Origin of the sequence: Saccharothrix hoggarensis (assembly GCF_042678885.1) — a bacterium.
GTDB lineage: Bacteria > Actinomycetota > Actinomycetes > Mycobacteriales > Pseudonocardiaceae > Actinosynnema > Actinosynnema hoggarensis.
The window spans coordinates 1-4,282 of sequence record NZ_JBHTLK010000361.1 but is presented as its reverse complement, the minus strand read 5'-3'; the positions used below and the strand labels follow the sequence as shown (position 1 = coordinate 4,282).

The 4,282-nt window shown below is 71.4% G+C and carries 6 protein-coding genes; 1 reads left to right on the top strand and 5 read right to left on the bottom strand.

Going from position 1 to position 4,282, the window contains the following annotated elements:
* The 5 genes from ACFQ3T_RS34690 to ACFQ3T_RS34670 all read right to left on the bottom strand — a co-directional run.
* Positions 1–575, bottom strand: a 575-nt coding sequence (locus ACFQ3T_RS34690) for a thioesterase domain-containing protein (protein ID WP_380730051.1), incomplete at its 3' end; no start/stop codon positions are given.
* On the bottom strand, positions 556–822 hold the full coding sequence (locus ACFQ3T_RS34685) for an acyl carrier protein (RefSeq protein WP_380730049.1): 267 nt from the start codon (positions 820–822) through the stop codon (positions 556–558). The genes ACFQ3T_RS34685 and ACFQ3T_RS34690, both read right to left, overlap by 20 nt.
* A gap of 17 nt (positions 823–839) precedes the next feature.
* On the bottom strand, positions 840–2,123 hold the full coding sequence (locus ACFQ3T_RS34680; RefSeq protein ID WP_380730047.1) for an NAD(P)/FAD-dependent oxidoreductase: 1,284 nt from the start codon (positions 2,121–2,123) through the stop codon (positions 840–842).
* Positions 2,124–2,226: 103 nt separating this feature from the next.
* The gene (locus ACFQ3T_RS34675; protein WP_380730045.1) at positions 2,227–3,621 is read right to left on the bottom strand and encodes a carotenoid oxygenase family protein; all 1,395 of its coding nucleotides are present in this window, start codon (positions 3,619–3,621) and stop codon (positions 2,227–2,229) included.
* 110 nt (positions 3,622–3,731) lie between these two features.
* Positions 3,732–4,055: a winged helix-turn-helix transcriptional regulator gene (locus ACFQ3T_RS34670; protein WP_380730043.1), complete on the bottom strand. Its 324-nt coding sequence runs from the start codon at positions 4,053–4,055 to the stop codon at positions 3,732–3,734.
* A gap of 95 nt (positions 4,056–4,150) precedes the next feature.
* Between ACFQ3T_RS34670 and ACFQ3T_RS34665 the strand changes: the two genes are divergently transcribed.
* Positions 4,151–4,282: NAD(P)-binding domain-containing protein (locus tag ACFQ3T_RS34665; RefSeq protein WP_380730053.1), on the top strand; the 132-nt coding region annotated here is incomplete at its 3' end.

Here is a 4,282-nt window from a genome sequence, read left to right as displayed (position 1 = left end):
TCGGCGACGCGGGTGCGCAGCGCGGCGGCCAGCAGGTGGTCGAGCCCCGCGTCGAGGCCGACGCCGGCGGGCGGCGCGTCGACCGGGGTGCCCCGCTTGGCCGCCAGGTACATGGCGAACCAGCCGAGCACGAGGTCGGCGGACAGCTCGTCGTCGGCGGCCGTGTACTCCGGCACGGGCGCGATGCTGTCCAGCAGCACCAACCGCTGCGGGCGTTCCGCGGCGGTCAGCCGGGACGCCGCCGCGTGCGCGACGACCGCGCCGAACGACCAGCCGGCGAGCGTCCACCGGTCGGGCAGCCCGCGGTCGCGCAGCAGCGCCACCACCCGGTCGGCCAGCGCGTCGATCGACGTGGCGGGCGGGCCGCCGGTGAGGGCGGCCTCGAAGTACTCCGGCACCTGCTCGAGGTCGACCACGACGAGCGCCGCCGTCGGCCGCAGCACGTCGGCCAGCGCCGCGTAGTCGGCCGCGGGCACCGCGCCGGGGTGCACGAGCACCACGGGGTGCGCGTCCTCCGGCGCGGGCGGGAACTCGCGGACGAGGGCGGGTCGGCGGTCAGACCGACGCACTGTCACCGGCTCGCTCCTGCACGATGTAGCGGGCCAGGTCGGCGATCGTCGGGTGGTACCACAGCGCGGTGGTCTCCAATTCGAACCCGAGCCAGTTCTCCAGTTCACCCGAGAGGACCAGCGCCTCGGTGGAATCGAGGTCGAATTCGTCGAAGTACTGGTCGGTGGCGACCTGGTCGGCGGCCACCCCGAGCCTGGTCGCGATTTTCTCGACCAGCCATTCCTGCACGCTCTCCACGGTCAGTGCGGACATGCGGGCTCCCCTTGTGCTCAATGCCGTTGTGCGGTTTCGAGAACGGATTCGGCGGCGGCCGAGCCGGAGTCGAACGCCGATTCGTGCATGCCGAGGATGTCCGGCCCCATCTTGCGGGAGTGGAAGTAGGAGCCAGCGAACTTGATCCGGCTCGACCCGTCGTTCAGGGAGTAGATCTCCGATTGCAGGCGGCGGGCCTCGATGGTGAAGACGGGGTGCCGGTAGGACAGGTCGGCGACGATTTTCGCGGGGTCGATCGGGACGCCGGAGTCCAACGTGAGGAAGTAGTCGGATTCGGCGGTGAACTCCTGGAGGTCGTTCAGGTAGTAGTTCACCCAGGTGGCCTCGCCGGAGCGGCCGTAGTTCCAGCTGCGCCACGTCCCGCGCGGCGTCGGCTGGACCGCCACGTCGGTGTGCAGCGTGGCGCGGGTGGGGCTGTAGGCGATGACCTCGAGCATCCGCTGGCGCGGCGTGGGGTGGTCCAGCATCCGCAGCGAGTCGTCGGCGTGGGTGGCGAGCACGACCTGGTCGAACGTCGCCGTGCCGGTCTCGGTGCGCACCTCGACGCCGTCCGCCGTCTCCCGGACCTGACCCACCGGCGTGCCGAGCTGAATGCTGTGACCAGCGGTTTCGATCTCGCGGAGGGCGGCGCGGACGTAGCTGACGCTGCCGCCGGTGACCGTGCGCCACGGCACCGTGCGGCCGCCGAGCCCTTCGCCGCCGTGGGCGAAGAAGAACGCGATGATGGTGCTGGCGGGCATCTCCCAGATGCGGTCCGCGGGCACCGACCAGGCGGCGGTGGCGATCAGCACGATGAACCCGCGGCGGAACGCGTCGCTGTAGCCGTTGCGCTCCAGGTACTCCCCCAGCGGCACGTCGGCGCGCTTGCGGACGAAGTCCTTGGGCGACTCCCGGAGGAACCGGGACGCCTCCCACCACAGGTGCGCGAATTCCGGCGGGTACTTCGCGACGACCTCCTCCTCGGGGAGGTCGAAATCGTCCGACACGTACGCGGTGGCCTGGTCCAGGTCGAAGAAGCTGAACTTCCCCGGGTGGGGCTGGGTGGCCACGCCGAGGTCGGCGAAGAATTGCGTCAGCCGCGGGTAGTGCGGTTCGTTGAAGACGATGAACGCGGTGTCCAGGCCGAGCGTGCGCCCGGCGTCCTCCACTTCGACGGTGTGCGCGTGGCCGCCGGCCCGTGAGTCGGCCTCGAACAGTGTGACGTCCGCCTCGTGGCGCAAGTGGTACGCGGCCGAGATCCCCGCGACACCGGCGCCGACGACAGCGACTCGTGGTCGCACGAGTTGCCTCCCAGGTGGCCTGGAGAATGACTTGATTCTCCCTACAGAGCCGACCCGCGCGCGCCCGGATACAAGAACGTGGAACTTTTTTCGGCAGGACCCCCTAATGAGACGCGGAGGTGAACCGGCCATGAAATCCGAACGGTATGGCGTGCGGCACCTCGGCCCGCGCCACCTCCGCGAAGGTGGCGGCGTCCAGCACCAGCAGCGCCGACCGCCCGGCGTCGGCGTCGAGCACCACGGACAGCGCCACGCCGTCGTCCTCGGCGCGCGCGTCCGGCGCGGGCACGAACACCGGCTCGCCCGGGTAGCGGCCCGGCTCGTGCCACCGGGTGGTCCGACCGGTCCGGACGTCGAGCTTCACGAGCTGGTTGAAGAAGTCGTGGCCGAGGTTGCCGTGCGCGCCGACGCCGTACGCGTAGCGGTAGTCACGGCCGTTGTGCGCGCTGTAGGAGATGCGGGGCAGCTCCAGCGCGTCGTCGGCGAGCCGCCGTGACCGGACGGGCCCGTCGCCGGCCAGGTCGACCTCGTAGCGGGTGGGGAACGGCAGGGGCAGCTCGACGCCGTCCCGGGCCCGGTCGAGGTAGAGGGCGTCGACCACCTCGGCGTCGGGGTAGGCGCTGACGTCGACGACGACCGCGTCCTCGGTGTCGTAGGCGTTGATGTGGTGGAACGCGAAGAACGCGTCGGTGCGCCGGTCGGCCACGACCGAGCCGTCCGTTTGGTCGATCACGACGAACCGGGTGCCCAGCTCGGGCCGCCACCGGTAGTTCTCGATGAACGGCTTGCCGCGCAGCAGGAACGACAGCGGGTTCACCACGAGCGGGAAGATCGCCAGCACCACGTGCCGCTCGGTGATGGCGAAGCTGTGCAGGTAGCCGGGGCGTTCGGCGGGCAGGCTCGCCAGCAGCTCCCGGGTCCGGCCGCGTTGCCGGTACACCTGGTAGACGCTGCGCCGGCCGAACTTCAGCACGTAGTTGACGAGGTCGCCGGTGAGCGGCGCCTGGTGCGGGTGCGCGGTGGTGACCTCGCCCTTGATCGCGTCGCGGTGGTCGGAGAGGCCGACGGTGGCGAGGGTGTCCGGGTCGAACTCGACCGCGATCGGCGTCTCGGTGAGCGCCCAGTCCCGCTCGCCGTCGGAGACCACGTTGACGTTGGCGTTGGGCGTGATCCGGGGGCGGGTGAAGAAGCGGGCGAAGATCGAGCGGCACGGGTCGGTGGCGAACTCGGCGTAGGCGATGCGGCCGTCGTCGCGCACCGCGTGGAGGCTCGGCGTCTCCAGGAACCGGTTGCGGTAGGAGACGACGCCGTCGGCGAACCCGAAGCGGTGCAGCATGGCCTGGCCGTCGAACCAGTGGCGGAACGAGCGGCCGTCGGCCTCGAACCGGGCGGGACCGTTGCGGACGAGCGTGCCCGACAGCCACGACGGCAGCCGGCCGCGGACGTCCAGCCGGTCGACGACGGCCTCGCGGTCGAGGGTCTGGAATCCGGCTTTCACAACACGCCTCCTGGCCACACTGCGGACGAACCGGTGAAACACTGTTATAAAACGGCGTTTCGGTTCGTTCGTCAAGCGGTGCGGCCGTCGGCGCAGGATCGGAGAACCGGTCACGCGGGATCGGGGAGCCGAACCTCGTCACCGTGCTCGTGCGCCCACCGGCCGAGCACGTCGATCGGCCCGAGCAGGCTGCGACCGAGGTCCGTCAACCCGTACTCGACCCGGTCGCGCAGGGCGGTCCGCGTCACCAGGCCCACACCCTCCAGCCGCCGCACGGTCTCCGTCAGCACCTTGGGCCGGATGCCCCCGATGGCGCGGCGCAGCTCGGCCGGGCGGCGGGGGCCGTGCCGGAGGGCGTGCAGGACGACCGGGTTCCACGTGTTCGCGAGCAGGTCGAACGCCTGCCGCGCCCGGCAGTCGGCGAGGAAGGTCACGGGCGGCTCCCCTGTCGCGGGCACCGTTCGGTGACCGTCCGGCTCTCTAGCGTCGCCACCAGCCAATCATCCGACGACACGACCAGGAGGAACGGATGCGGATCGGCGTGCTGGGCACGGGCGGCATGGCGGACGCGCTGGGCGGCCGGTGGGTCGCCGCGGGGCACGAGGTGCTGGTCGGCGGGCCGTCGCCCGCGCGGTCCCGCGAGTTGGCGGCGCGGATCGGG